19 protein-coding genes and 1 pseudogene are annotated in these 23,330 nt (G+C 61.5%); 10 read left to right on the top strand and 10 right to left on the bottom strand.

Annotated elements, in window-relative coordinates:
• Positions 1 to 14 precede the first annotated feature (14 nt).
• Complete coding sequence (gene murB / locus RAE21_RS02070) at positions 15 to 1,085, bottom strand: UDP-N-acetylmuramate dehydrogenase (protein WP_313879926.1); 1,071 nt, start codon at positions 1,083 to 1,085, stop codon at positions 15 to 17.
• A 38-nt stretch (positions 1,086 to 1,123) separates the two neighbouring features.
• Here murB and RAE21_RS02065 point away from each other — a divergent pair, with 38 nt between their 5' ends.
• From RAE21_RS02065 to RAE21_RS02055, 3 genes are read left to right on the top strand one after another with little or no spacing between them, the layout of a single operon-like run.
• Complete coding sequence (locus tag RAE21_RS02065) at positions 1,124 to 1,609, top strand: YajQ family cyclic di-GMP-binding protein (RefSeq protein WP_313879924.1); 486 nt, start codon at positions 1,124 to 1,126, stop codon at positions 1,607 to 1,609.
• Positions 1,609 to 2,253: a retropepsin-like aspartic protease family protein gene (locus RAE21_RS02060; protein ID WP_313879923.1), complete on the top strand. Its 645-nt coding sequence runs from the start codon at positions 1,609 to 1,611 to the stop codon at positions 2,251 to 2,253. Before RAE21_RS02065 ends, RAE21_RS02060 begins: the two co-directional genes overlap by 1 nt.
• Before the next feature lie 5 nt (positions 2,254 to 2,258).
• Complete coding sequence (locus RAE21_RS02055; protein ID WP_313879922.1) at positions 2,259 to 3,221, top strand: HD-GYP domain-containing protein; 963 nt, start codon at positions 2,259 to 2,261, stop codon at positions 3,219 to 3,221.
• A 27-nt stretch (positions 3,222 to 3,248) separates the two neighbouring features.
• Here RAE21_RS02055 and plsY read toward each other — a convergent pair whose 3' ends face one another.
• The 5 genes from plsY to RAE21_RS02030 form a co-directional block, all read right to left on the bottom strand.
• The gene (gene plsY / locus RAE21_RS02050) at positions 3,249 to 3,890 is read right to left on the bottom strand and encodes a glycerol-3-phosphate 1-O-acyltransferase PlsY (protein WP_313879921.1); all 642 of its coding nucleotides are present in this window, start codon (positions 3,888 to 3,890) and stop codon (positions 3,249 to 3,251) included.
• A 14-nt stretch (positions 3,891 to 3,904) separates the two neighbouring features.
• Positions 3,905 to 4,396, bottom strand: a complete 492-nt coding sequence (locus RAE21_RS02045; RefSeq protein WP_313879920.1) for an aminoacyl-tRNA deacylase — start codon at positions 4,394 to 4,396, stop codon at positions 3,905 to 3,907.
• Between the two features lie 840 nt (positions 4,397 to 5,236).
• Positions 5,237 to 6,304, bottom strand: coding sequence for an aldo/keto reductase (locus tag RAE21_RS02040; protein WP_313879919.1), 1,068 nt, complete (start codon positions 6,302 to 6,304; stop codon positions 5,237 to 5,239).
• 65 nt (positions 6,305 to 6,369) lie between these two features.
• Entirely contained in the window at positions 6,370 to 7,152 is a 783-nt protein-coding gene (locus RAE21_RS02035) for a glycine-rich domain-containing protein (protein ID WP_313879918.1), read from the bottom strand.
• 16 nt (positions 7,153 to 7,168) lie between these two features.
• On the bottom strand, positions 7,169 to 8,974 hold the full coding sequence (locus tag RAE21_RS02030) for an acetate--CoA ligase (RefSeq protein ID WP_313879917.1): 1,806 nt from the start codon (positions 8,972 to 8,974) through the stop codon (positions 7,169 to 7,171).
• A gap of 35 nt (positions 8,975 to 9,009) precedes the next feature.
• On the opposite strand from RAE21_RS02030, the gene RAE21_RS02025 reads away from it, so the two are divergent.
• On the top strand, positions 9,010 to 9,912 hold the full coding sequence (locus RAE21_RS02025) for an alpha/beta fold hydrolase (RefSeq protein WP_313873808.1): 903 nt from the start codon (positions 9,010 to 9,012) through the stop codon (positions 9,910 to 9,912).
• Between the two features lie 73 nt (positions 9,913 to 9,985).
• Positions 9,986 to 11,038 (top strand): extracellular solute-binding protein, encoded by a 1,053-nt coding sequence (locus RAE21_RS02020; RefSeq protein WP_428983954.1) that lies wholly within the window; start codon positions 9,986 to 9,988, stop codon positions 11,036 to 11,038.
• A 42-nt stretch (positions 11,039 to 11,080) separates the two neighbouring features.
• On the opposite strand, the gene RAE21_RS02015 is transcribed toward RAE21_RS02020, so the two are convergent.
• Positions 11,081 to 12,733, bottom strand: coding sequence for an ABC transporter permease (locus RAE21_RS02015; RefSeq protein WP_313879916.1), 1,653 nt, complete (start codon positions 12,731 to 12,733; stop codon positions 11,081 to 11,083).
• Positions 12,734 to 12,812: 79 nt separating this feature from the next.
• Between RAE21_RS02015 and RAE21_RS02010 the strand changes: the two genes are divergently transcribed.
• From RAE21_RS02010 to RAE21_RS01990, 5 genes and pseudogenes are all read left to right on the top strand, one after another.
• The gene (locus tag RAE21_RS02010) at positions 12,813 to 13,898 is read left to right on the top strand and encodes an ABC transporter ATP-binding protein (RefSeq protein ID WP_313879915.1); all 1,086 of its coding nucleotides are present in this window, start codon (positions 12,813 to 12,815) and stop codon (positions 13,896 to 13,898) included.
• A gap of 52 nt (positions 13,899 to 13,950) precedes the next feature.
• A protein-coding gene (gene prfB / locus RAE21_RS02005) for a peptide chain release factor 2 (RefSeq protein WP_313873811.1) occupies positions 13,951 to 15,055 on the top strand; the annotation gives its coding sequence in 2 pieces (ribosomal slippage) (positions 13,951 to 14,031 and positions 14,033 to 15,055; 1,104 coding nt in all).
• A gap of 3 nt (positions 15,056 to 15,058) precedes the next feature.
• Positions 15,059 to 15,733 (top strand): HAD family hydrolase, encoded by a 675-nt coding sequence (locus tag RAE21_RS02000; RefSeq protein WP_313879914.1) that lies wholly within the window; start codon positions 15,059 to 15,061, stop codon positions 15,731 to 15,733.
• A pseudogene (gene pepN, locus RAE21_RS01995) lies at positions 15,717 to 18,418 on the top strand (aminopeptidase N). The gene RAE21_RS02000 and the pseudogene pepN overlap by 17 nt, the downstream one beginning before the upstream one ends.
• 23 nt (positions 18,419 to 18,441) lie before the next feature.
• Positions 18,442 to 19,473 (top strand): class 1 fructose-bisphosphatase, encoded by a 1,032-nt coding sequence (locus tag RAE21_RS01990; RefSeq protein WP_313879913.1) that lies wholly within the window; start codon positions 18,442 to 18,444, stop codon positions 19,471 to 19,473.
• A gap of 21 nt (positions 19,474 to 19,494) precedes the next feature.
• Here the strand turns inward: RAE21_RS01990 and RAE21_RS01985 are convergent, their stop codons facing one another.
• Genes RAE21_RS01985 through RAE21_RS01975 form a run of 3 tightly spaced genes read right to left on the bottom strand, consistent with a single transcriptional unit; the run spans position 19,495 to position 23,158 of the window.
• Positions 19,495 to 20,685: a hybrid sensor histidine kinase/response regulator gene (locus RAE21_RS01985; protein ID WP_313879912.1), complete on the bottom strand. Its 1,191-nt coding sequence runs from the start codon at positions 20,683 to 20,685 to the stop codon at positions 19,495 to 19,497.
• A gap of 13 nt (positions 20,686 to 20,698) precedes the next feature.
• Complete coding sequence (locus RAE21_RS01980) at positions 20,699 to 22,993, bottom strand: response regulator (RefSeq protein WP_313879911.1); 2,295 nt, start codon at positions 22,991 to 22,993, stop codon at positions 20,699 to 20,701.
• A gap of 9 nt (positions 22,994 to 23,002) precedes the next feature.
• Positions 23,003 to 23,158, bottom strand: coding sequence for a hypothetical protein (locus RAE21_RS01975; RefSeq protein ID WP_313879910.1), 156 nt, complete (start codon positions 23,156 to 23,158; stop codon positions 23,003 to 23,005).
• Positions 23,159 to 23,330 lie beyond the last annotated feature (172 nt).

Here is a 23,330-nt window from a genome sequence, read left to right as displayed (position 1 = left end):
TGCAAGACAGGGGTTTAGATCACCACCGGCTCCGGCTCCAGCATGATGCCGAAACGCTCGTACACACTGGTCTGAATGGCTTTGGCCAGGGTCATGACTTCGCCGCCAGTGGCGCCGTTGCCGTCCACCCCGGCGCCGCGGTTCACCAGCACCAGCGCCTGCTTTTCGTACACACCCGCTTGGCCTACCGATTTGCCCTTCCAGCCGCAGGAGTCGATCAGCCAGCCGGCGGCCAGCTTGACCGAGCCGTTGTCCAGCCGGTAGTGCACGACCTTGGGGTCGCGGGCGATGATGTCTTCACACTGTTCGGCGGTGACCGTGGGGTTTTTGAAGAAACTGCCGGCGTTGCCGATGACGGCAGGGTCCGGCAGCTTGGCGCGGCGCACCTCGCACACCCAGTCGTAGATCTGGCGGGCGGTGGGCTCGGTAACACCGTGTTCAGCCATCTTGCGCTCGATATCGGCATAGCCCAGCACCGGCTTCCAGGCCTTGGGCAGAGCAAAGCGCACCCGTAAGATCAAGGCCCGGTCTTTCAGACCCAGGGGTAAGTGCAGGTCGGCCTCGCCGCTGCTGGCGTGTTTGAACACCGAGTCGCGGTAGCCAAATGCGCATTGCGCGGCGTTCAGGGTGAATACCTGGCCGGTCAGCAGGTCGATGGCGTCCAGCGAGTCAAAGCGGTCTTGCAGCTCCACACCATAAGCGCCCACGTTTTGCACTGGCGAGGCGCCCACGGTGCCGGGGATCAGGGCCATGTTTTCCATGCCCGGCAGGTTCTGGTCCAGCGTCCAGGTCACGAAGTCGTGCCAGTTTTCGCCAGCACCGGCCTCCACGATGACGGACTTGGCCGTTTCGCCCACGACCTTGAGCCCGCGGACCTCGACTTTCAGCACCAGGGGCTTGACGTCGCCGGTCAGCACAATGTTGCTGCCGCCCCCCAGCACAAACTTGGGCACAGCGGTCCACTCAGGATCGGCCAACAGTTGGTGCACGTCGGCTTCACTGGTGATTCGGGCCAGCGCCTGGGCCTTGGCCACAATGCGGAAGGTGTTGAACGCCTGCAGGGGAATGTTTTTCTCGACTAACATCCTCAGATTGTCTCATTGCATTTTTTAGAGCGAGCCCCATGCCCTCATTTGATACCGTATGCGAAGCCGACTTGGTCAAGGTCAAGAACGGCGTAGAAAACACAGCCAAAGAAATCGGCACCCGCTTTGACTTCAAAGGCACAGCCGCCAAGATCGAGATCAAGGACAAGGAAATCACCCTGATAGGGGATGCCGAGTTCCAGCTCGACCAGATCGAAGACGTGTTGCGCAACAAACTCACCAAGCAGGAAGTCGATGTGCGCTTCCTGGACCGTGGCGATGTCCAGAAAATGGGCGGCGACAAGGTCAAGGTGATGATCAAGGTGCGTAACGGCATCGAATCCGAACTGGCCAAGAAGATCCAGCGCCTGATGAAGGACAGCAAACTGAAGGTGCAAGCCGCCATTCAGGAAGAAAAAGTGCGCATTACCGGCGCTAAGCGGGATGACCTGCAAGCCGCCATGGCGCTGATCCGCAAAGATGTGACCGATATCCCCCTGACCTTCGACAACTTCCGCGACTGATGCGCACCGCCGCCCGCTTTTTGTTTGCCCTGTTGCTGGCCCCCGCTGTCTGGGGCCAGACGGTCGCTATTAACGGAACGCTGGGCGACAAGGCGCTGCTGATTGTGGATGGCGGCTTTCCCAAAAGTGTGGCCTTGGGGGCCACCCACATGGGCGTCAAAGTGGTGTCCATGCAGGGCGACACGGTCGTGGTCGAGGTTGCCGGCAAAAAAATGTCCCTGCGGGTTGGCGATGCGCCCGCGAATGTGGGCACCGGGGCAGGCCAGCCGGCGAGCGGCAACCGGGTTGTGTTGGCGGTGGGGCCGGGTGGTCACTTTATGTCGGATGGCCAGATCAATGGACGTATCGTGCGGTTCATGGTGGATACCGGCGCTACCGCTGTGTCTATCAGCGCGGCCGAAGCCGACCGTATCGGGCTCAAGTACCAAAACGGTGACCGTGTGCAGATGAACACTGCCAATGGCGTGGTGCCCGGTTGGCGCATGACACTGAACAACGTCCGCTTGGGCGATGTGTCAGTCAGCGGAGTAGATGCTGTCATCACGCCGGCTTCGATGCCCTATGTGTTGCTGGGCAATAGCTTTTTGGGCCGTTTCCAGATGAACCGGACCAACGATCAGATGATTCTAGACAGGCGTTTTTGAACCGGATGGCAGTCGTGCGAGACGAAAACGCTTACGAAGACTTGTTGGGCCAGTGGTCTGACCTGGAGTCCGGCTTGGGCGTCATTTTGGGCAGCCCCGCAACCACACAGCAGTTTGCCTACCGGGTGGTGCAATACGACCGGTGGATGCAAGGCCTGCTGCAGCGCGACCCGGATGTGGGCCTGTATCTGCTGTTTCAGCTGGCCAGTAATTCCCCGGTGGGGTACAGCGCCTCGCACGCGCTGGTCTGTGCGGTTTTGTGCCACATGGTGGGCACCGAGCTGAAGCTGCCGCCGGCTGAGCGCAATAGCCTGGTCCACGCGGCGCTCACCATGAATGTGGCCATGACTGCCTTGCAAGACCAGTTGGCTACCCAAACCGAGCGGCCCAACCAGGCCCAGCAAGACGCCATTCGGGCGCACCCGATCAAGGGCGCCATGATGTTGGCGAATTTGGGGGTGTCGGACGACGCGTGGCTGGAAATCGTGTCCAGCCACCATGACGACGCAGTAGACCGCAATACCGGCGACGAAACTCACCGCACCCTGCTCTTAACCCGGATTTTGAAGGTCGTGGACCGATATGCGGCCATGATCAGCCCGCGCGCGTCTCGTACCGGGCGCAGCGCGATTGAATCTGCCCGTTCGGTGATGGCGCGGGCGACTGCTGGGGTCGACGAAATCGGGCAGGCGCTGGTCCGCTCGGTAGGCCTGTGCCCGCCCGGCACCTATGTGCGCCTAGAGAACGATGAACTTGCGGTAGTGGTGCGGCGCAGCGGTAAAACCAATGAGCCTTTTGTGGTGGTCATCGGCAAGCCCAGTGGCGAGTTTCATACGGTCCCGCGACTGCACGCCACAGGCAATGCGCCGCCACGAATCCGCTCTGCCCTGCCATCGGTGGCGGTGCGCACACCGCTGAACCACTTCTATTTGTTGCAGCTCGGCAGCCAAGCCCTCAGCTTGGCGTGAGGCTGCCGTCGGCAGCCCCCTGTCGACCTACTTGCCTGCTTCTTTTTTCTTGCCCAGCTTGGACTCTGTGCCCTTGACCAAGCGGGAAATGTTCTCTGAATGGCGCCAGATCAGGAACATGGACATCACCGCCGTTGACAGCAGCAAGTTGCGATCGGTGATCCAGGCGACACCGTCACCAAAGGCGTAATACGCCGGTGCGAACAAGGCGGCCACCAAAGACGCCAAAGACGAGTAGCGGAAGGCATACGCCACGATCAGCCAGGTGAGGCCCGTGGCCAACGCCAACCAGCCGCTGGTCGCGACCAACACGCCCATCGCCGTGGCAACGCCCTTGCCGCCCACAAACTTGAAGAACACCGGATACAGGTGACCGATAAAGGCCGCAAAACCGGCCAGCGCCATGGTGCCCTCGCCCAGGCCATAAGGCTGGCCCCACCACTGGATGGCAGCGACCGGCAGCCAGCCTTTGACGGCATCAAGCAGCAGCGTAACCACTGCGGCAGCCTTGGAGCCGGAGCGCAGCACATTGGTGGCGCCGGGGTTTTTGCTGCCGTAGGTGCGCGGATCGTTCAGGCCCATGACGCGGCTCACGATGACGGCAAACGACAAAGACCCGATCAGGTAGGCGGCTACGGTGGCCAGCAAGGGATACAACACAGAATTCAAAACAGGTTCTCCAATCACTCTTCCAGCGCGCACTGTACAGGCTTGGCGCCCAGTAACTCCAAACACACTTGGGGATCAATCCCTACAAGGTACCCACGCCGGCCGCCATTGATGCAGATGCGGGGCAACTCGAGAATGGTGGATTCGATGAACACCGGCATGGTTTTGCGGGTGCCAAAAGGCGAGGTGCCACCGACCAGGTAGCCGCTGTGCTTGTTGGCAACTTCGGGGGCGCAAGGCTCGACCGATTTGACACCGATCTGCCGCGCCAGATTTTTGGTGGACACCTTGCGATTGCCGTGCATCAGCACCACCAGCGGCTTGGCATCGTGGTCTTGCATGATCAGAGTTTTGACCACGGTGAACGGGTCAAACCCGAGCACCGCCGCGCTGTGCTGCGCACCGCCATGCTCCAGGTACTCGTATGGGTGCTCGGTGAACGCCACCTTGCTCGCTTTGAGCAGCTGGGTGGCAGGGGTTTCAGAGACGTGGTCTTTTTTGGCCATAGGAGCGTATTTTCATACGCTTTGACAGGACTGAAAAAGGCTGTTAGCTGACTCTGCCATCGCTCGGAAGCAGTCACTCAAATGGCACGTTAACGTCGAATTTCAGGGGCGCACCGCTTGTGGCGCGTCCCCTGAAGCGGTGGGTTGGGCATCCGCACTGTCTGACCACCATTTAAAACCCACGGATATCGAGCACATGCTGCCACTAGCAGTTAATTCAGCACTGCCGAGCCGTAGGCCTATAACGTGTGGCATTACGAGTGCCTGTACGTTGCCCAGCGCATCAACCTGCAGGTTTCCTGTGCCCCTTTCATTTTCGGAGACTGAATAAAAACGAACGGTCTCGTTGGGCTGAAATCCAGAGTAAGAGAACACAACGGTTGAACGATTAGCGAATATCGAAGTCATTGAGACTGTGCAATTGCCATCGCCCCTAAACCGAATTGTGTCATCTCCAAGGGGTGACGCAAAACTGGTTGCTGCCCCCAGCATCAGCGCCGAGGTTATCGCACCAAGAAGGGAAAAAGGGCTTATATGTATGCTCAGCATAATGTATGACGCAAAACCTGCGAGATATCCCGGAAGCTGCGGCATAAACTGGGCGCCAATTGCACGGGAAAGTCTTTCGCTGGCTCAATTTCCGAAATATTCATATGCGTTTGTAGAGATATAAAGAGTACCGACAAACCTCGCACTTTGTAAGTAACGGAGTGAGCCACTAATTTCACAATTTTTACTCCTCGAAACCAGATTGAATATCCCCGATCGGGTGTTTTTGTGAAGGGCTGCTTCCGCTGCAAAGCAGACCTCGGCAGAGCAATTAAATTGCCCAGCCAATGCTCACACCGCCGGATCGCGGATTTCCCAGCGGACTTCGTCGATCTTTTTGAGCAGCTCTTCGGGTAGCACGGTGCCCCAGGCGTCGATGTTTTCATCGAGTTGCTCCAGGGTGCGCACACCGATGATGGTGCTGGCGACTTGCCACTTGGTGTAGCAGAAGGCCAAAGCCATCTGGCTGGGTGTGAAGCCGTATTCGCGGGCCAAGGCGTTGTATTTGCGCGCGGCCTTCAAGGCGTCAGGGCGGCCCCAGCGTTGCTTGCGGGTGGACTCGAACTTGCGCAGCCGCACATCGGGCGACACGTTCTCGCCCAGCAGGCCTTCGTCGTCGTATTTGCCGGTGAGCAGGCCAAAGGCCAAGGGCGAATACGGCAGTAGCGACACGCCCAGGCGGTGCATGGTTTCATCCAAGCCGTTTTCTACCGTGCGGGCCAGCAGGCCGTAGTTGTTTTGCACGGTCGCAATACGGGGTAGGCCGTGCTGCTCGGCCAGGCGCACAAACTCGTGCACGCCGTAAGAGGTTTCGTTCGACAAACCGATGGCGCGCACCTTGCCGGCCTTGACCAGCGTGTCCATGGCGCGCAGCTGCTCTTCAATGGCGCTGCCACCCACGTTTTCATTGGCGGGGTTGTAGTACATGCCGCCGAACATGGGCACATGGCGCACCGGCCAGTGAATCTGGTAAAGGTCGATGACGTCGATTTTCATCCGCTGCAGGCTGCCCTCTGCTGCGGCAATGATGTCTTCTGCGGTGAGGTTGCTGCTGCCATTGCGCACCCAGGGCATGCCGCGGGAGGGGCCGGCTACTTTGGTGGCGATCACCAGTTTTTCGCGGGCACCTGGGTTGGCCTTCAGCCAGTTGCCGATGATTTTTTCGGTCAGGTTAAAGGTCTCAGCGCGCGGAGGCACCGAGTACATCTCGGCCGTGTCGATGAAGTTGACCCCCCGCTCCAGCGAGCGGCTCAGAATGGCGTGGGAGGTAGGTTCGTCCACCTGCTCACCGAAGGTCATGGTGCCGAGGCAGATGGGGGTAACGCGCAGATCGCTGCGACCGAGTTGGATGGTGTTCATGGGTTCAGGGAAGAAAAGTGTTGGAGACAGGCGCTTGCGAAGGATGTTAGCGTGATCGCAAAGACCTAGTCGCCACCACCACCGCAGCCGCTATCACCACCGCCGTCACCCCCCGAACTGCTGCTATCAGCCCCACCGAAGCTTCCCGCATCACCGGGCGCACCGCAATCGCTGCCGCCGTCACCAAAACTAGTGCCGCAATACGCATCCGCGTTTTGCCGGTTCATAGCGCCACAGTCCGCCACATAGGTAAAGCCACCAGCGATGCCAAATTTTTTATCTAAGGCAAACAACAGCGGCAAGCGGCTGGGCTGGCGGGGGTCAATGCTTTCCTCTTTGCAGGCCCAAAACCACACCCGGCGCAAGCCGTCGTTGCGGCGGGCATCACGCCCCAGCACTTCGGCCGGGCTGTGGTGCAGCAGACTGCCAAATGCGGCATGGCACCACTGCTGGTAGCCGCGCGTGTGCAGAATGAACTCGTGCCAGGCCGCATCCACTACCTTGGATGGCATCGCAACAAACTGGCGATTGCTGCGCAAGTGCGCCATGAAAAACTGGCGCAGGCCGTGCAGCACCAGCTCGGTGTCGCGCGCGCTGAGCTGCGAGTACTGCGCCATGAGCTTGGCGCCCAAAAAGCGCGGCAGCGGTGCCTCCCGAACAAACTGGCGGCGCAGGCTAAGCTCCCAGGCCCGCAGAGAAAAGAAGAAAAATACGGACAGCGCAGCGCTGAGCACCAGGGTCATAAAAAACATGCTGCGCCAAGGGCTGGCGACGTACTGCATGAGAGTGAACAAGGGCACCGCCAGCCACTTGCTCCAGCTCAACCACCCAATGCGCCTAGACAGCATTGGCCGAAGAGCGCTGCTAAGCGCGGGCAGCTGCATAACGCGCCTCCTCTTGCAGGCGCAGCACCCGGCGCTGCACTTTGCCGGTGGTGGTCATGGGCAAGGCGTCTACAAACTCGATTTCTTTGGGGTACTCGTAAGGGGCCAGCTGGCCCTTCACATGGGCTTGCAGCTCTACCGTGAGTTGGGCATGAAATTGGGCTGTAGCGCTCGAATTACCTGCGCAAGCCGCTACAAAATCAGGAGCAATCACCACATAGGCCTTGACCAGTGCGCCACGCTCGGCGTCGGGCTTGGGCACCACCGCGGCGTTGATCACGGCGGGGTGTTTGACCAGGCAGTTCTCGATTTCGCCGGGGCCAATGCGGTAGCCCGCGGCCTTGAACACATCGTCGCTGCGGCCTTGGTACCAGAGGTAGCCATCGGCATCGCGCACCGCGAGGTCGCCGGTGCGGCACCAGTCGCCGGTGAACTTGGCGTCGGTGGCTTTTGGGTTCTTCCAGTAGCCCAAAAAGAAAATCGGGTCGGGCTGGCCGTGCACATCGAAGCGGTTCAGCGCCACATCGCCGGGCACGCCCACCGGGCATTCGTTGCCGGCCTCGTCAATCACCGCCACCCGGTGACCGGGGTAGCCCATGCCCATGCTGCCGGGCTTGGACGGGTAGCGCAAATTGCAGTTACCCACGATGTAGTTCATCTCGGTCTGGCCGAACATTTCGTTAGGCTTAACGCCCAGCTGCTTTTCGCAGTACCCGAACACCGCGTCGCCCACCGCCTCGCCCGCACTCATGATGGCGTCCAGCTTGAGCTTGAACTGCTGGCGCACTGTCTTGCCCTTTGCACCGCCCGCGCCGGGATAGGCCTTCATCATCGCCTTCAGCGCAGTGGGGAACAAAAACGTGTGGGTCACCCCGCAGTCGCGCATCAGCTCCAGCGCGGTTTGCGGGCTGAAGCGGCCGTGGTAGGCCACGATAGGGCGGCCGAAATACAGCGTGGGCAACAGTGCGTCCATGAGCCCGCCGGTCCAGGCCCAGTCTGCGGGGGACCAAAACACCGCGTTAGAGCGCTGGTTGGTTTTGCCGTCAAACCCGAACCAGTTCTGGCTGGCCACAAAGCCGCTCAGGTTACCGATGAGCGCCCGGTGCGGGATCAGCGCGCCTTTGGGGTTGCCGGTGGTGCCACTGGTGTAAATCAGCACGGCGGGCTCTTCGGCCAGGGTGTTCACCGGCTCAAAAGTGTCAGGGCTCGCGCGCAAGGCGGCTTCCCAGGCGGCGTCCAGCGGGCCGCTCAGCAAGGTTGCGTCTGCAGCCGCCAGGCCGACGCCCACCACCGCCCGCAGCTGCGGGCAGGTGTGGCGCACGCCGGCCAGCGCAGGCAGTGAGCCGGCATCGCAAATGGCGACCACCGCTTCACTGTCTTGCAGCCGGAACTCCAGCGCCTCGGGGCCGAACAACATCGACAGGGGCATAGCCACAGCCCCCATTTGCATCACGGCCATGTAGGCCACAGCGGTCTCAAAGCGCTGGGGCAGCACAATGCCGACCCGGTCGCCCCGCTGCACGCCCCGCGCGGCCAACACATGGGAGAGGCGGTTGGCCTGCTCCTGCAGCTGCGAATAAGAGTAAAAAGTGCTCTCAGCGCTTTTGGAATATGCGCGTATAGCTATTCTTTTTGTAGCGCCCGGTGCCTCCGCCCAGCGGCGGCTGCACGCTTGGGCCATGTTGAAATGCTCGGGCACCTGCCAGCGGAAGCTGCTGTGCAGGGCTGCATAGCCCGCGGGAAGTGTGCTCGTGCCAGATGTGTCTCTGCCTTGACTGGTGGCCATGCCTTGTCTCCTGATCTGTCCTTATGATTTGCACAATGTACCAAGTCAGACGCCCCCACCAAAGCCAATTCGTTTCTATCCGCAACCTCGATTACCACGTGCAAGTCTGGGGCGAGCCCGGCCCGGGCAAGGTGCCCCTGGTCATGGTGCACGGCTGGATGGATGTGGCCGCGAGCTACCAGTTTGTGGTGGATGCGTTCAGCGAAGACCACTACATCATTGCCCCCGACTGGCGCGGTTACGGCCGGACCCGCGCCCCGTTGGCCGACAACTACTGGTTCCCGGACTACCTGGCAGACCTCGACTTTCTGCTGGACCACTATGCCCCCGGACAGCAGGTCAACCTCGTGGGCCACAGCATGGGTGGCAATGTGGTCATGCTGTACGGCGGGGTGCGCCCCGAGCGCATCCGCCGGCTGGTGAATCTGGAAGGGTTCGGCATGCCCGCCACGATTCCGGCCCAGGCACCCGGCCGCTTTGCCACCTGGATGGACGAACTCAAAAAACTCCACGCCGGTGAGATGGACCTCAAGGCCTATGACAGCGCCGACGGCGTAGCCCGCCGCCTCATGAAAACCAACCCGCGCCTGAGCCAGGAAAAAGCCGATTGGCTGGCCCGCCATTGGGCCGCTGAAAACGCCGATGGCAGCTGGTCTATCCTGGGCGAGCCCGCCCACAAGGTGACCAACGCCCAGCTCTACCGGGTCGAAGAGGTCATGGCCATTTACCAGCGGCTGACCATGCCGGTGCTGGCGGTGGAGGCCTCGGACAACAGCCTCGATATGTGGTGGAAAGGCCAGTACACCCTGGCCGAGTACCACGAGCGCCTGAAAGTGGTCCCGCAAGTCGAAGTGGCCCGCATTGAAGACGCCGGCCACATGATGCACCATGACCAACCCGGCGTGCTGGCGGAGCGGATTGAGCGCTTTATCCGTTGACTTTACAGGGCCGGGATACGACATATAGAATGAGAACGTCTCTCATTTTGATTTGCAACCACCCTCGCCCTCTATGAAGAATCTGACTCCCCGCCTTGTTGCCTTGACCGTCGCCCTGATGGGTGCCTGCCTGCCTGCTGTTCAGGCGCAGGATAAGGTGCTGAATGTGTACTCTGCCCGCCATTACCCCGGTGATGCGCAGCTGTACTCTGCCTTCACACAGGCCACCGGCATCCAGATTAAGCGGGTAGATGCGGACGATGCCGGCATCCTGCAGCGCCTCAAGGCGGAAGGTACTGCCTCCCCTGCAGATGTGATTTTGTTGGTAGACGCCTCGCGCCTCTGGCGTGCCGAGGTGGACGGCTTGTTCGCCCCGGTCAAATCCAAAGTGCTGGACGACGCGATCCCCGCCCAGTTGCGCGGCAAGACCAGCGCCGAAGGCACTTCGTGGTTTGGCTTCAGCACCCGCGCACGGGTGGTGGTCTACAACAAGGCCCGCGTGTCCAAAGACAATGTGGACACCTACGAAGAATTGGCCGACCCCAAAAACAAGGGTCTGCTGTGCACCCGCAGTGGCTCACACCCCTACAACCTGAGCCTGTTCGGCGCGATGAACGAGCACTTGGGCAGCGCCAACACGGAAGTCTGGCTCAAAGGCCTGGTGAGCAACATGGCCCGCAACCCCGTGGGTGGCGATACCGACCAGATCAAGGCAACCGCCTCCGGCGAGTGCGGCGTGGCGCTCACCAACACCTATTACCTGGCCCGCCTGATGCGCAGCGACAAGCCCGAAGACCGCGCGGTCATGGACAAGGTTGGCGTAGTGTTCCCCAACCAAAGCAGCTGGGGCACGCACGTCAACATTGCCGGCGGTGCAGTAGCGAAAAACTCCAAGAACATGGCGTTTGCCCAGCAGTTCCTCGAGTTTCTGGCCAGCGCACAGGCACAAGACTACTTTGCCAATGGCAACAACGAATGGCCCGTGGCCAAAGGCATCAAGATCAGCAACCCCGCACTGGAGAGCATGAGCGGCGGCAGCTACAAGGCGGAGACGATTCCTGTCAGCGTTGTGGGCATGAACCAAGTGAAGGTGCAGCAGATGCTGGACCGCGTCGGCTACAAATAAGCGCGCGGCGCCCCAAACCAACGGCTTGACTGCGTGATGCGGTCAGGCCGTTTTTTTATTGAGGGTGCGGCTCAACAGAATCACAGGAACCAAGCCCACCAGCACCAAGACCAGGGCCGGCAAGGCCGCCTCGCCCAAGCGCTCGTCTTTGGCGAGTTGAAAGGCCACCACCGCCAAGGTATCGTGGTCGAAAGGGCGTAATACGAGGGTGGCGGGCAGCTCTTTCATCACATCCACGAACACCAGCAAGCCCGCAACCAGGCTGCTGCGCACCAGCAGTGGCCGGTGCACCCGCCACCACAGGCCCCAACCGCTTACACCCAGCATGCGGGCGGTTTCGTCCAACGACGCCGGCACCTGGTTGTAGCCGCTTTGCACTGTGTGCAGGGCCACGGCGGTAAAGCGCACAAGATAGGCCCATACGACGCCCAACACGGTGGTGCTGATCCAGAAGCCCACCTGCCAATCCGGGCGCGCCGCTTGGAGCCAGCCCACCGGAATCAGCAAGCCCACCACAATTACCGCGCCGGGCACTGCGTAGCCCATGCCGGCCAAACTGACCACAGTGCGAGTGAGCCGAGTGGGTGTGCGGCGCGCCGCAAAGGCCAGCGCCAGGGCAATCGCGGCGGCCAGCACCGCAGTGCACGCCGCCAGCTTGAAACTGTTCAGGCTCCAGCCTATGAAGCTGCCCCACGGCAGCGGGGTATCTTCGGCGCCCCAAGCCTGCCAGAGCGGGCGCAACATAAACAGCACTGGCAGCACAAAGCCCAGCAATACCGGCAGCGCACATACCCCCGTGGCCAACACCGCGCGCACACCGGTCAGCGCCACCGGCTGGGCCGCAGCGCGCCGGCCTTTGACGCTCGCATAGCGCATGCGTTGCCGGGCGTGGAGCTCCAGGCGCAACAGCAGCGCCATCAATACCAGCAACGCAGTCGCCAGCTGGGCAGCGGCAATACGGCTGTCCAGCACCAACCAAGCCTTGTAAATGCCAGCCGTGAAGGTTTGGATGCCAAAGTAGCTCGACACCCCGTAGTCCGCCAGCGTCTCCATCAGCGCCAGCGCCACACCGGCCATGATGGAGGGCCGTGCCAACGGCACCGCAATCGTGGCCACCCGCCGCCCCAGCGAGGCGCCCATCAGCCGAGCTGCATCCATCAAATGCGCGGCGCGCTCCAGCAAAGCCACCCGCACCAGCAGATACACATAGGGGTAGAGGGTGCACACAAACACCAGCGCGGCCCCGCCGAGGCTGCGCACCTCCGGCAACACCCGCCCCTCCAGCCCGAACGCAGAGCGCAGCCAGGTTTGGGCAGGCCCGCTGAACTGCAGATAGTCGGTATAGGCATAGGCCACCACATAGGCGGGCATTGCCAGGGGCAGGAGCAAGGCCCACTCCCACTGCTTGCGCCCCCGGAAGTCGAACAGGGTCACGGCGCAGGCACAGGCGGTGCCCACCATGGCCACCCCCAGTGACACCACCACGCTCAGCACGACCGTGGTGAACGCATACCCGCCCAGCACCGAGCCCGCCATTTCGCGCAGCAGCGCCGCGCTCTGGGCATCCCACTGCAGCACGGCGACCACTAAAGCCAGAATCGGCAAGGACACCAGCCCCCCGATCAACCACAGCGCCAGATGGGCAGGCAATGCTCGGATACCGGACGCGAAAGAGGGCAAAAAGCGGGGAGGCACAGGCGATTGGGTCGGGTTAAGGCGCTCCGGGGGACCCCCTAGCGCGAAATGAGAATTGTAAGTATCTACAATTTTGAGTATGTACCTTGAACTCCAAGACCTCAGCGTCCGCTATCTAGCCTCCCGCCCCCTGGCGGTGGACAGTGTGAGCTTCGGCTTGCGCGCCGGTGAAATCGGTGTCTTGATCGGCCCTTCGGGCTGCGGCAAGACCACCTTGCTGCGGGCGATTGCGGGACTGGAGGCCACCGATGCGGGCAAGATTTCGCTGGGGGGCGTCACCGTCAGCGGCGAGGGGCATGCCCTCCCCCCTGAACACCGGCAGATGGGCATGGTGTTTCAGGACTACGCGCTCTTTCCCCACATGGATGTGAGCAAAAACATCGCCTTTGGCATCCACAGCCTGCCTGCAGGGGAGCGCCAAGCGCGGGTGCAAGACGTGTTGCGCCTGGTCGGGCTGGCCGAGCACGCCCACCGCTACCCGCACGAACTCTCCGGCGGGCAGCAGCAGCGGGTGGCGCTGGCACGCGCACTGGCACCGCAACCCAAGTTGCTGCTGCTGGATGAACCGTTTTCCAACCTGGACGTCGATTTGCGTGAACGGCTGGCCCAAGAACTCCGCACGATCTTGAAAGCCGCCGGCGCCACCGCCCTGTTTGTGACCCATGACCAGCTCGAGGCCTTTGCCATCGGCGACCTGATCGGGGTGATGCACCAAGGCCAACTCCACCAATGGGCCGACGCCTACACCCTCTACCACCGGCCGGCCACGCGCTTTGTGGCCGACTTCATCGGGCACGGGGTGTTTACGGCGGCCCGCGTGGAGCTGCACGACGAGGACGGTGTAACGCACAAACATGTGGTGACCCCGCTGGGTGAACTGCACGGTATCCATCAGCACGAGCAGGACCGCCTGAGCTTGGGCCCTTGCGACATCCTGCTGCGGGCGGACGACATCGTGCACGACGATGCCTCCGAGGTGCAGGCCCGGATTGTGAACAAGGCGTTCCGCGGTAACGAGTTCCTCTACACCCTCGAATTGCGCACTGGCGAGACGGTCATGGCCCATGTGCCCAGCCACCATGACCACCGGATCGGCGAGTGGATCGGCATCCGCCCGGAGGTAGACCACGTGGTCACCTTCGCCAGCGAAACTCCCAAGGGGTGATGGCAACTAAAATAGCGGGTTAACCATATACACAGCAAGCAGGACCCGCATCATGGAAGCAGAACGCATCAACCTCATCGGCACCACACTGGCAGACCTGACAAGCAGGACCCAGGAACTCAGGGGGTATCTTTGACTACGATGCCAAAGCCGAGCGCCTGCGCACTGTCAATGCCTCGCTAGAGGACCCAGCGGTCTGGAATGACCCCAAAAAAGCCCAAGAATTGGGCAAAGAGAAGAAGCTGCTCGACGGCGTAGTTGTTACGCTGGATGATTTGAGTGGCAACCTCTCCGACAACACCGAATTGTTCGAGATGAGCAAAGAGGACGGTGATGAGGCCGGCCTACTCACGATCGAGGCCGAAACCACCAAGTTGGCAGAAACCATCGAAGGCTTGGAATTCCGCCGCATGTTTAACAACCCGGCCGATCCCCTGCCCTGCTTCCTGGACATCCAGGCCGGCGCCGGTGGTACCGAGGCATGCGACTGGGCCAGCATGTTGCTGCGCCAGTACTTGAAATACGCGGAACGCAAAGGCTTCACCGCCACGGTGGAAGACATCACCGACGGCGACACCGCCGGCATCAAGGGCGCCACCATCAAGATCGAAGGTGAATACGCTTTTGGCCACCTGCGCACCGAAACTGGTGTGCACCGCTTGGTGCGCAAATCGCCGTTCGACAGCTCGGGCGGCCGCCACACCTCGTTTGCATCGGTGTTTGTGTACCCCGAGATTGACGACTCGATCGAGATCGAAATCAACCCCAGCGACGTGCGCACCGACACCTTCCGCGCCTCCGGCGCCGGTGGTCAGCACATCAACAAGACCGACTCTGCGGTGCGTTTGACCCACATTCCCACCGGTATCGTGGTGCAGTGCCAGGACGGCCGTAGCCAGCACAGCAACCGTGACGTGGCCTGGAAGCGCCTGCGCAGCCGCTTGTATGACTTCGAGTTGCGCAAGCAACAAGAAGCCCAGCAAAAGCTGGAAGACACCAAGACCGATGTGGGCTGGGGCCACCAGATCCGCTCTTACGTGCTGGACAACAGCCGCATCAAGGACTTGCGCACCAACGTCGAAGTGTCTGCCACCCAGAAGGTGCTGGACGGCGATCTGGATGTGTTCATCCAGGCTTCGTTAAAACAAGGGATCTGATCCATGGTGCACGCGCTCATCTTTGACATGGACGGCACCATGATCGACTCCATGCCCTCGCACAAACGCAGCTGGGCAGAGTTCGCTCAGCGCCAGGGGCTGGAGGTCGATATCAGCGACGTCATGCGCCGCACCACCGGACGCACCGGCATCGAATGCATGCGCATTCTGTTTGGCCGGCCCGAGATGGGCGAAGACGAAGCCATGGCCCATGTGCATGTCAAAGAAGCGGTGTACCGTGAATTGTTCTCGCCGATATTTGCCGAGGTCGCAGGCTTCAAGACCTTTTTTGACCACGCCCACGCCCGCGGCCTCAAGCTGGGTGTCGGCACGGCGGGCGACCGCCAGAACCAGGCCTTTGCCTACCAGCACCTGCAAATGAAAGTAGCACCGCTCACCACCGTGGGCGGCGACGAGGGTTTGCCGGGCAAGCCCGAACCCGCCATCTTTCTGGAGGCTGCGCGCCGCATGGGTGTAGAGCCCGAGCGCTGTATCGTGTTTGAAGATGCCCCCCTGGGCATCGAAGCCGCCCGCCGCGCCGGCATGCGCGCCGTGGGCATTGCCAGCAGCCACCATCCTGATGAACTGACGGGCCCGCACGTGCTGGCTGTCGTTCCTGATTACCACGCTTTGATCGCATCCCGTTTTTTGGAGACACACCATGTCGTATCTTCGTGAGGCCTCGGGCCCTGCCGCCGTGATTCACCGCGGCGACTACACCGCCCCTGCATTCTGGATCGATACCGTCGACCTCAGCTTTGACCTGGACCCGTCCAAAACGCGGGTGCTCAACAAGATGACCCTGCGTCGCAACCCCGACGTGCAGGCCCAGCCGCTGCGTCTGGACGGCGAGGAGCTGAACCTGGCGCGGGTGCTGGTCAACGGCCAAGGCACCAGCTTCAAGATGGACGGCAACCAGCTGGTGCTGGAAAACCTGCCCGAAGGCACCGAGCCCTTTGCGCTGGAGATTTTCACCACCTGCGTGCCGGTGAAGAACACCAAGCTCATGGGCCTGTATGTGAGCAACGACTCCTTCTTCACCCAGTGTGAAGCGGAGGGCTTTCGCCGCATCACCTATTTCCTGACCGCCCCGATGTGATGGCCATGTACACCGTGACCTTGCGTGCCGACAAGGCCAAGTTCCCGGTGCTGCTCTCCAACGGCAACTTGGTGGATAGTGGCGACCTGGAAGACGGCCGCCATTTCGCCAAGTGGGTCGACCCGCACAAGAAGCCCTCGTATCTGTTTGCCCTGGTGGCCGGCCAGCTGGTGGCGCGCGAACAGCGCATCACCAGCCGCGCCGGCAAAGACCATTTGCTGCAAGTGTTTGTGCGCCCCGGCGACCTCGACAAAACCGAACACGCCATGAACAGCCTGATGGCATCCGTGGCTTGGGACGAAGCCCGCTTCGGCCTGCCGCTGGACCTGGAGCGCTTCATGATCGTGGCGACTTCCGACTTCAACATGGGCGCCATGGAGAACAAGGGCCTGAACATCTTCAACACCAAATACGTGTTGGCGAACCAGGCCACTGCCACCGATGTGGACTACGCCAATATCGAGAGCGTGGTGGGGCATGAGTACTTCCACAACTGGACCGGCAACCGCATCACCTGCCGCGACTGGTTCCAGCTGAGCCTGAAGGAAGGCCTGACCGTGTTCCGCGACCAGGAATTCAGCCAAGACCTGTGCGCTGAGCCCAGCGCCCGTGCGGTCAAGCGCATTGAAGACGTGCGCGTGCTGCGCACCGCCCAATTCCCTGAAGATGCGGGCCCCATGGCCCACCCGGTGCGGCCCGACAGCTACCTGGAAATCAACAACTTCTACACCGTCACCATTTACGAAAAAGGTGCCGAGCTGGTGCGCATGATGCAAACGCTCACCAGCCGGGCCGGTTTCGCCAAGGGCATGACGCTGTACTTCGAGCGCTTTGATGGCCAGGCGGTCACCTGTGACGACTTCGCCCAAGCGATTGCCGACGCCAACCCCGGCTCTGCACTGGCCGCCCTGCTGCCCCAGTTCAAGCGCTGGTACAGCCAGGCTGGCACCCCACGCGTGGCGGCCCGCGGCGAGTACGATGCTGCAGCCCAAACCTACACCCTGCATTTCAGCCAGAGCTGCGCGGCGACGCCGGGCCAGCCGGTGAAAGAGCCGTTTGTGATTCCAGTGAGCCTCGGCCTGATCGGCGCCGCCAGCGGAGCCGCCTTGCCGCTCTCCGTGGACGGCCAGGCGGTGGGTGGCAGCCACTTGCTGGTGCTGACCGAGGCCCACCAGAGCATCACCTTCCAGAACGTGGTGGAAGCGCCTGTGCCCTCCATCCTGCGCGGCTTCTCCGCACCGGTGGTGCTGGACTTTGACTACAGCGATGCGCAGTTGCTCGCCCTGCTGGCGAACGACACCGATGCCTTCAACCGCTGGGAAGCCGGTCAACGCCTCGCCCTGCGCAGCGCTATCAATTCCATAGCTGCTTCCGCAGATTCCACGGGCGCTAACCCGCTAAATGACGCCTATATTGCCGCCATGCGCGCGGTGCTGCGTCATCCGACGCTGGATGCCGCATTCAAAGAGTTGGTGCTGACACTGCCATCCGAAACCTACATCGCCGAGCAGCTGGATGTGGTGGATCCGCAGCGCATCCATGCGGTGCGCGAAGCCATGCGCCTACAACTGGCCACCGCCCTTCACGCCGATTGGGAATGGGCCTTTGCGGTGCACGAGAACAATGGCGGCTACCGCCCCGACCCCGTCTCCAGCGGCCGCCGCGCTCTGGCCGGCATGGCGCTCAATTTCTTGTGCCTCGCAGCGACCCAGAACGGCGACAGTGTCTGGCCCGGCAAGACCTTGCAGCGTTTCAAAGACGCCGGCAATATGACCGACCGCTTCAACGCCCTACAAGCCCTGGTCAATAGCGGGCACGCGCTGGCGGGCCAAGCGCTGGCCCGCTTCCACGCCCTGTTCAAGGACGAAGCACTGGTGCTGGACAAATGGTTTGCCCTGCAGGCCGGCACGAGCGACCGTGGTGGCCAGGTGCTGCCGGCCGTGCGCCAGCTGATGGCCCACCCCGACTTCAACCTCAAAAACCCCAATCGTGCCCGCAGCGTGATCTTCAGCTTCTGCAGTGCCAACCCCGGTGGCTTCCACCGCGCGGATGCGGCCGGCTATGTGTTCTGGGCTGACCGTGTGATCGAGCTGGACGCCATCAACCCGCAAGTCGCTGCCCGCCTGGCGCGAGCGCTGGACCGCTGGAAGAAGCTGGCCGAGCCCTACCGCTCGGCGGCCCGCGAGGCACTGGCCCGCGTCGCTGCCAAGGCCGACTTGAGCAACGATGTGCGTGAAGTCGTGGACCGCGCGCTGGCTGATTGATTTTTTAAACTTAGGGACTTCACATGACACAACGCATTTCGCTCACGCGCTACCTCATCGAGAAACAGCGCGGCAGCCAAGACGCCGGCGGCCAGGGCACGATTCCGCCCCAACTGCGCTTGCTGCTGGAGGTGGTGGCACGGGCTTGCAAGAGCATCAGCCTGGCGGTGACCAAGGGCGCCTTGGGTGGTGTGCTGGGCGCTGCCGAGAGCGAAAATGTGCAGGGCGAAATCCAGAAGAAGCTCGACATCATCGCCAACGAAGTGCTGATCGAAGCCAACGAATGGGGCGGCCACCTGGCGGCCATGGCCAGCGAGGAAATGGAAGGCATCTACGTGGTGCCCAACCGCTATCCGCAGGGCGAATACCTGTTGATGTTCGACCCGCTGGATGGCTCGAGCAACATCGATGTGAACGTCAGCATCGGCACCATTTTCAGCGTGCTGGTCAAACAGCCCGAAGGCCCCGGCGTGAGCGAGCAAGACTTTTTGCAAGCCGGCCACCAGCAAGTCGCTGCCGGCTATTGCATTTACGGCCCGCAGACCACACTGGTACTGACCGTGGGCGAAGGCGTGGCCATGTTCACCCTGGACCGCGAGCAAGGCTCGTTTGTGCTGACCCAGGAAAACGTGCGCGTGCCGGAAGACACCCAGGAATTCGCCGTCAACATGAGCAACATGCGCCACTGGGCGGCGCCGGTGAAGCGCTACATCGACGAATGCCTGGAGGGCAAAGACGGCCCGCGCGGCAAAGACTTCAACATGCGCTGGATTGCCAGCATGGTGGCCGATGTGCATCGCATCCTGACCCGCGGCGGCATCTTCATGTACCCGTGGGACAAGCGTGAACCCGGCAAGCCGGGCAAGTTGCGCCTGATGTACGAAGCCAACCCCATGGGCTGGTTGATCGAACAGGCTGGAGGCGCTGCATCCACTGGTACCGAACGCATTCTGGACATCCAGCCCACCCAGTTGCACCAGCGCGTGAGCGTGGTGCTGGGCTCGAAAAACGAAGTGGAACGCGTGATGCGTTACCACGCAGAGCACCAGGGCTGACCCCGCGGGACAGCCACCCTGCTACAGCAGGGCGCTTTGCTCGGGCTCGGCGCTGTGCTGCAGGAAGGTCAGGCGCACCACCGTGGGCAAGCCGTCAAAGCGGGTGACATGCAGCGTTGCGCCATTGCGCCGCGCTGCGAGCTGGCCGATAGCTAACCCTAACCCCATGCCTTGCTGCTCATGCACCTCACGGTCCGCCTGAGACAGGGCACCGATTTGAGAAATGAACTTTTCCGGCATGGCCACGCCGAGATTGGCGATTTCGAGCTGGTACCTGCCGTGCAGCAAGGCCTTGCCGGTCACGCCCACCGGCCGGCCCGGCTTCGAGAAACGCAGGGCATTGACCAGCAACTCGGTCATGATTTTGTGGAAATCCGGGCTCCAGCACTGCAAGTGACACGGCTCCACACGGACCTGCACCGGATGGCCGGCAAACACGCCTGACACCGTCTCTGGCGGTACTTTCAGGACCGCCTGCAACTCTTTCGCAAAAGCGGTGCTGCCCAAAACCTCAGCCATGGCCTGCGCCACATCCAGCCGATAGGCCATGGAGCGGGTTTCGCGGTGGACCTGCGCGGCACTGAGCTCCGCCCAGTCCATCATGCGGCTGATGGTTCGCCCCAGTGCCAAGGCACTGCGGTGCACATCCTCCAACATGCCCTGCACCCGCTCCGGCGTGTAACGATCACGCCGTGTGAGTAACAGCTCCGTCGACCCGAGGATGCTGACCATGGGAGTGCGCAGCTCGTGAGGAATGGTGGCCAATACCGCAGAGCGCAACTGCTCTTGCGCCCGCTCTGCATCGGCTCTGTGGCGACTGGCTTTTTCGAGCAGCGACGCGACGGCAGAAATCAGTTCGTTTTGCGTCCACGGCTTGGTCAGGTAGTCATCGGCACCGGCGGCCATGGCCCGGCGCACGCTGACGCGGTCGTTATCCGAGGTCAGCATCAAAATCGGGGTGGTACCCAGCGACTCACTCGAGCGTGCCTCGCGCACCACGTCCCATCCATCCAGGATCGGCATATGGATATCGCACAAGATCACATCAGGTTGCTCGCGCAATGCGGTATCCAGCCCCTCGCGGCCGTCTCCAGCCTCCAGCACGTCATAGCCTTGGCGACGCAGCACACTGACAGTGAGCTGGCGCACGGCCAAGCTGTCATCCACCACCAGAATCGTAGGGGCGCGCGCGCCTGAAAGAACTGTACTCACCGGGACCGCACTTTCAGGACGAAACAATCAGCCCCATGCGAGCACAAATCGCATAGGTGGTGTTCCAGCATTCACGCAAGCTCTCGGCCTGCCGATGGCATTCATCGGCAGAAAAGCTGTGGCCTTGTTTTTCAATCGTGAGCGCCATGCGCGACAAGGCGGCCAGACCCAAGCTCGCCGCCACCCCTTTGAATGAGTGGCCCAGCTCCAGGAGTTTGTCGGTCTCTCCGGCCTCCAGGGCGGCCAAGACCTCGGCGTAGCAGTGGGCGTCTGTGCGCATCGCGCCATCCAACAAAGACTGGTAGCCCTGCAGCGTTACGCCGACACACAAGTCCCCGATCATGGCCATGTTCAAGTGCTCGGCGACATCGCCAGGGCGGAAGCGGCGCCGCGGCTGCCGGGCTGGAGGTGCTTCGGGCGCCGGGGCAGCCACCTTGGCAGGCGCTGGCGCAACGGGTGCCGCTTGCGAGGCCCCACGCAAACCAAACTTGCGCACCAGCATCTTTTCCAGCTCATGCACATTGACGGGTTTGGACAAAAAGCCATCCATACCGGCGGCGTGTACCCGGTCTTTAGACTCTTCAAACACATCCGCCGTTAGCGCAATGATGGGCAGACTGCCATACGGTGCCGGCAAACGGCGGATCGCCTCGGTGGCCTGCAAGCCATCGACCTCGGGCATGTGAAGATCCATCAACACCAAGTCCGGCAACTCTTTTTGCACCTCTTGAATCGCCAGGCCGCCATGCTCTGCAAACCGGACGGTGTGGCCCATATTGCGCAGCAAGGCCTCCATGTATTTGCGGTTGATGGCGTTGTCTTCGGCGACCACCAGATTCAGGCCGGGGCTGCCCGCTTCGCGCCGTGCGACCATGGCATCCGAAGTTTGCTCAGTGGGCGGAGTGCTCAGGGGCAGGCACAGGGTTGCGGTGAAAACACTGCCTTTGCCTTCGACGCTGCTGGCCTCAATGTCGCCGTCCATGCGACGCGCGAGGTTGCGTGAAATCTCAAGCCCCAGACCGCTCCCGCCATGCCGCCGCACGCTGCTGGCGTCGCCTTGTTCAAAGCGCTGAAACAACTTCGCCAGGACGGCGGCCGACATGCCCATGCCCTCGTCCGTGACACGTATTCCAATCCGTGCCGCGGTATCCGGCGCACCCGGCTCTGACTCCAGGGGCCACACCTCGAGCAGCACCGTGCCTTGCTCACTGAACTTGAGCGCGTTCGACACCAGGTTGAGCATGATTTGCTTGACCCGGGTACCGTCAGCCATCACCCAGCGGGGCAACGCCGGGTCTTGGCGGACATTGAGTACCAATCGCTTCTCGAGCGCGACCGGGCGCATGAGCGCGTGGACATCTGTCACCAGCGCTGGAAGAAAGGTGCTCTCGGGTTTGAGCGTCATCTTGCCGGCCTCTAAGGCCGAGGCATCCAGAATGTCGTTGAGCAAACTCAGCAAATGCTTGGCAGAGCGATTCGCAGTTTGGATGTAGTCGTCCTGCTGAGCGTTCACCGGTGTGGCTTCGAGCAAACTCAGCATTCCCAGCATGCCGTTCAAAGGCGTGCGCAATTCGTGGCTCATATTCGCCAAGAACTGCGTTTTACCGGCGTTGGCCGCATCGGCTTTTGCGTGGGCCTCCAGCATGCGTTCGTGCTCAAGCTCTTGCCGTATGCGCTCCCGCTCGACTTGCGTTTGGCGTGCACCGATCGCGAAGGATGAAGCCAAGAGCAAAACCATCAAAGCGCCCATCCAGCCCAGTTTGGCCAACGCATCCTCGACTTGGTGATTCAGCAAGCCCTGCTGCTCTTCGGTCATCAGGGTCGATGCCCGCAAGGTCATGGCACTCATCGCCGGGGCCATGTTTTGCAACTCCCGCCACAAGCCCGCCTGATCGACCGGCGAAGTGGTCGCTTGCGCCAATGTGGCCTCCAGTCGCGGGAGCAGCAGCACCAACAAGGTATCCACGCGCTTGAACTCGTCGGTTTGACGCAGGTTCGCAGCCACTGCAGCGGTGCTCACCCCTTGGTGCTGAGCGCGCAAACTGTTCAACGCGCGTTTCGACTGCGCAGGATCCAAGGCCTTGCCGCTGTGAATGCTGGCGTCGAGTTGTTGCGAGAGCTGGAGGTATTCCCGCTCCAGCTGATAGGCGGAATATGCGGAGGACTGGCTGAATGCGACCTGCCTGCGCTGCGCCTCACGCAGCTCGGCATAGGCCTGCTGCATGAGCACACCCACGATCGACACGCACACCACGGTCGCCAGCCAGAGCAGCAAGCGTCGTAACAGTGTGGGGGTCAGGTGAAACATACGATTTCTCTAAAAGAGCTCGTGATCCTGCAAGGCGCCGGGCGACGCAGTGCCCGTTGTTCCGAGCTTGCGTGTTTGTGCAGCGCCAACCATGATGGACGAAATCATTTGACCTGCAGCCGACTCCGCTGAAAACTCCACATCACAGGGCATCACACAACGCATGAGATCACTCCTCGAAATCACAACACCCCAATAATACGCCAAATATCTTTTATTTGTTGAAAATATTCAATTCAATCAAAATAAACAACTAGGACTCAGTGTGCCAAATCATCAAAAAAGTAACAACGAATGTTTTTCTTGCTTTTTTTGATAAATTTGATACATTGACGAA

It is taken from the genome of Rhodoferax potami (assembly GCF_032193765.1).
In the GTDB taxonomy this organism is placed as follows: domain Bacteria; phylum Pseudomonadota; class Gammaproteobacteria; order Burkholderiales; family Burkholderiaceae_C; genus Allorhodoferax; species Allorhodoferax potami.
This window is presented reverse-complemented; position numbering and strand designations above follow the sequence as displayed.

Bases quoted from the DNA above. Each gene is read 5' to 3' on its own strand.
- murB (WP_313879926.1), bottom strand. From the start codon at position 1,085: ATGTTAGTCGAGAAAAACATTCCCCTGCAGGCGTTCAACACCTTCCGC.
- RAE21_RS02065 (WP_313879924.1), top strand. From the start codon at position 1,124: ATGCCCTCATTTGATACCGTATGCGAAGCCGACTTGGTCAAGGTCAAG.
- RAE21_RS02060 (WP_313879923.1), top strand. From the start codon at position 1,609: ATGCGCACCGCCGCCCGCTTTTTGTTTGCCCTGTTGCTGGCCCCCGCT.
- RAE21_RS02055 (WP_313879922.1), top strand. From the start codon at position 2,259: ATGGCAGTCGTGCGAGACGAAAACGCTTACGAAGACTTGTTGGGCCAG.
- RAE21_RS02045 (WP_313879920.1), bottom strand. From the start codon at position 4,396: ATGGCCAAAAAAGACCACGTCTCTGAAACCCCTGCCACCCAGCTGCTC.
- RAE21_RS02040 (WP_313879919.1), bottom strand. From the start codon at position 6,304: ATGAACACCATCCAACTCGGTCGCAGCGATCTGCGCGTTACCCCCATC.
- RAE21_RS02035 (WP_313879918.1), bottom strand. From the start codon at position 7,152: ATGCTGTCTAGGCGCATTGGGTGGTTGAGCTGGAGCAAGTGGCTGGCG.
- RAE21_RS02030 (WP_313879917.1), bottom strand. From the start codon at position 8,974: ATGGCCACCAGTCAAGGCAGAGACACATCTGGCACGAGCACACTTCCC.
- RAE21_RS02025 (WP_313873808.1), top strand. From the start codon at position 9,010: ATGTACCAAGTCAGACGCCCCCACCAAAGCCAATTCGTTTCTATCCGC.
- RAE21_RS02020 (WP_428983954.1), top strand. From the start codon at position 9,986: ATGAAGAATCTGACTCCCCGCCTTGTTGCCTTGACCGTCGCCCTGATG.
- RAE21_RS02010 (WP_313879915.1), top strand. From the start codon at position 12,813: ATGTACCTTGAACTCCAAGACCTCAGCGTCCGCTATCTAGCCTCCCGC.
- RAE21_RS02000 (WP_313879914.1), top strand. From the start codon at position 15,059: ATGGTGCACGCGCTCATCTTTGACATGGACGGCACCATGATCGACTCC.
- RAE21_RS01990 (WP_313879913.1), top strand. From the start codon at position 18,442: ATGACACAACGCATTTCGCTCACGCGCTACCTCATCGAGAAACAGCGC.
- RAE21_RS01980 (WP_313879911.1), bottom strand. From the start codon at position 22,993: ATGTTTCACCTGACCCCCACACTGTTACGACGCTTGCTGCTCTGGCTG.
- RAE21_RS01975 (WP_313879910.1), bottom strand. From the start codon at position 23,158: ATGCGTTGTGTGATGCCCTGTGATGTGGAGTTTTCAGCGGAGTCGGCT.